The organism is Bradyrhizobium sp. MOS001 (assembly GCF_004634465.1).
Classification (GTDB): Bacteria; Pseudomonadota; Alphaproteobacteria; order Rhizobiales; family Xanthobacteraceae; genus Bradyrhizobium; species Bradyrhizobium barranii.
The window spans coordinates 1-2,381 of record NZ_SPVJ01000139.1 but is presented as its reverse complement, the minus strand read 5'-3'; the positions used below and the strand labels follow the sequence as shown (position 1 = coordinate 2,381).

The window sequence follows — 2,381 nt, the reverse complement described above, 5'->3', positions numbered from 1 at the left end:
CAGAGCTCTTGCGTGTCATCATCCGAGCCTTCTTCGAGACCGTCCCGGCTCGAAACACCGCTTGAGCCGGGCGCCGCCGCCAGTTCTTCACGAACGACTAAAAAATCTCTCGGTACTTAAATCTCGCCGGTGTTCTCACAGTAGAACACCCCGTTCCGAAAATGCACCGTATGATTACCGGAGTCCGCTGTTTTACCCGTTGTCGTTAAGGGGCGAACATGGCACGGCTTGCTTTCCAGCCCCTCAATGCTCCCGCCTGCCGCTCCAATTGCGGATTAGAGCGCCGGGAGTGCTGGTGCGGCCGAAGTCTAAGGTCCGATCCTCTCAGCCGGGCACCAAGGCGAGCAACCTACCCCAACACCCGCCCCACCTTCGCATTCTTCACCACCACACCGGATCGTGCCTGAACCCGAATGCGTACGGCACCGGCCCGTTACATGGGTATGATCGAAGGTAGTACGGCTGCGCGTAAGCGCAGGAGGAGACTAGGTAGGGGCGATAGTGGAAGCCCACATATGACCGATCAACGTTTCGGTAGCGCGCAATGTGTCGGCGACGCGGGGCAAAATCAACAGTTCTGCAACACCCTGATCTTTGGCTGATGATCTGCTGCTGCGCTGCTGCGGACGTCGTCAGTAGTGCCGTCGATGCCAATGACATTACACCTACGATAAGCGCCACCCCAATCCAGCTTCTCATAAGAACTCCTCAATCAGTCCACCGTGCAGTGTGGCCTGGCGGCGGCTCGCCCGAGTTCGCAAGCCTACTAGGCTTCCTTACTCAAGCCAACACGCGGCGCGTCTCCCAGCGGCCTGAAAGCACAGTGATCGCGTAGATGATTTTGTTCGTCGCATGGCCGAGCTCGCTTCCCAGCTGTCCGAGCTGGAATGCCCAGGGTGTCCACCTTCCGCTGGGTCGAGGGACGGAGGGCCGGTAGGCTTCACTGGTCTGCCCACAAACACTTTGGGGGTTGGGAATGGCTTGGATTTTTACGTTTCTCTACGTCCTTTTTTGTGAGCCCGTCAGCTTGGGCCGCAAGCAGCGGACCTTTGAAAGCCTCATCGGCCTTTGGCCAAAGTGATCGTTCTGCTAACGGACACGTCCGATGGCTGATTAGTGACAGGCCATCGCGCCGCCGCTGATCAATCGCGACAATGCCCTTTTAGCTATCACGGCGCCTGCGCTACTCGGCTTTTATCGGCTTCCGGGCCCAGCTCTGCGCCCCTAAAAGGGGCCTTCTCCTCGCCAGCGCGCTCGGAGGGCACTTTTTCAGCACTTTATCGCGCGCAGGTGATAAATTTGTTCGAGGGCGAGACAGTCAAGCTTTAGCACAGCGCGGCGCCGCCCCTGGGCGCCGCAATACGGAGAGCACCAAGTGGCTTCCACGCTGGACGACGGGATCGCGGAACGGCAGATCGCGGAAGAGCTTTCGAACCTGGAGCGCGCAGCGGAGGTCAGTCCCTCGGACCAGCCGACCACCATGGAAACATCTCGCGCCCAACCGGCAACGAACCATCAATTGGCGAAGCGGCGCTCTGTGGCTTTAATCTGTTCTCTGTTGGCGGCATCCGGTGTTGCTGCTTGGTGGTGGTCGTCCTCCGCTCATCCGGCGATGACGGCCCCCTCGGACCCTGCAGCGACGCTGAGCCCCCGAGAAGCCGCGGGGCGAAAAGACGCATCGCAGTCTGCCATCGCCCTGGTTTCCGACTTGGCGCAGCAGTTCCAGTCGATGACGCGCGATCTCGCTGCCTTGAAGCAAGCGGTCGAACAGCTCAAGGTGACTCAAGAGCAATTGGTCAACGACAATGTAAATGTCGCGAGCCAACTCAAGGCGAGCCAGGAAGAAACGGCACGCAACAAAGGTTTCGTCGACGAGATCAAGGCGATGCAGATCCAGATGAGGCGCGAAAGCCAGACGCTCATCGATCGCATCAACGCAAGCCAAGAACAGCTCGCCCGCATCACTGCCAACGCTTCCGCGCCAAACATGATCGAAGAGACTAGATCGATCCCGCAAGAGCCAAGGGTCGTGACAGAAGTACCATTGCCGCGTCCGCGGCAGCCGGCCAAGGTCGCCCAGGCACCAAAGCCGGCGCCAACCCCGGCCCGGCCGCAATCCAAAAAGCCGCAATCGTCGTTGTCCTGGCCATGGCCGCGCTAATGCCGCGACCGCCCCCCAACTCGAGAATGAAAGGGCGGATCGAAACTGCGGCCTCTGAGCAGAAGCTCAGCAAGACGGATCTAAAGCTATGGCGTCGGGGTGTCAATCGGCCTGTAAAATTGGCTCTGACTCATATGTGGAACGGCCCGGGCTGCAAGATCTTTCTCTGGTTGAACAAGGGATGACGGTGCGGTCATATGTCCGGCCTTTGAACGCGGCA

General features: G+C 59.5%; 1 protein-coding gene. It reads left to right on the top strand.

The window, feature by feature from the left end:
• The first annotated feature begins 1,375 nt into the window (after window positions 1–1,375).
• Window positions 1,376–2,161 carry a hypothetical protein gene (locus CT676_RS43440; protein WP_135217331.1) on the top strand — a complete coding sequence of 262 codons (786 nt, stop codon included), beginning with the start codon at window positions 1,376–1,378 and terminating at the stop codon, window positions 2,159–2,161.
• Window positions 2,162–2,381: the final 220 nt, after the last annotated feature.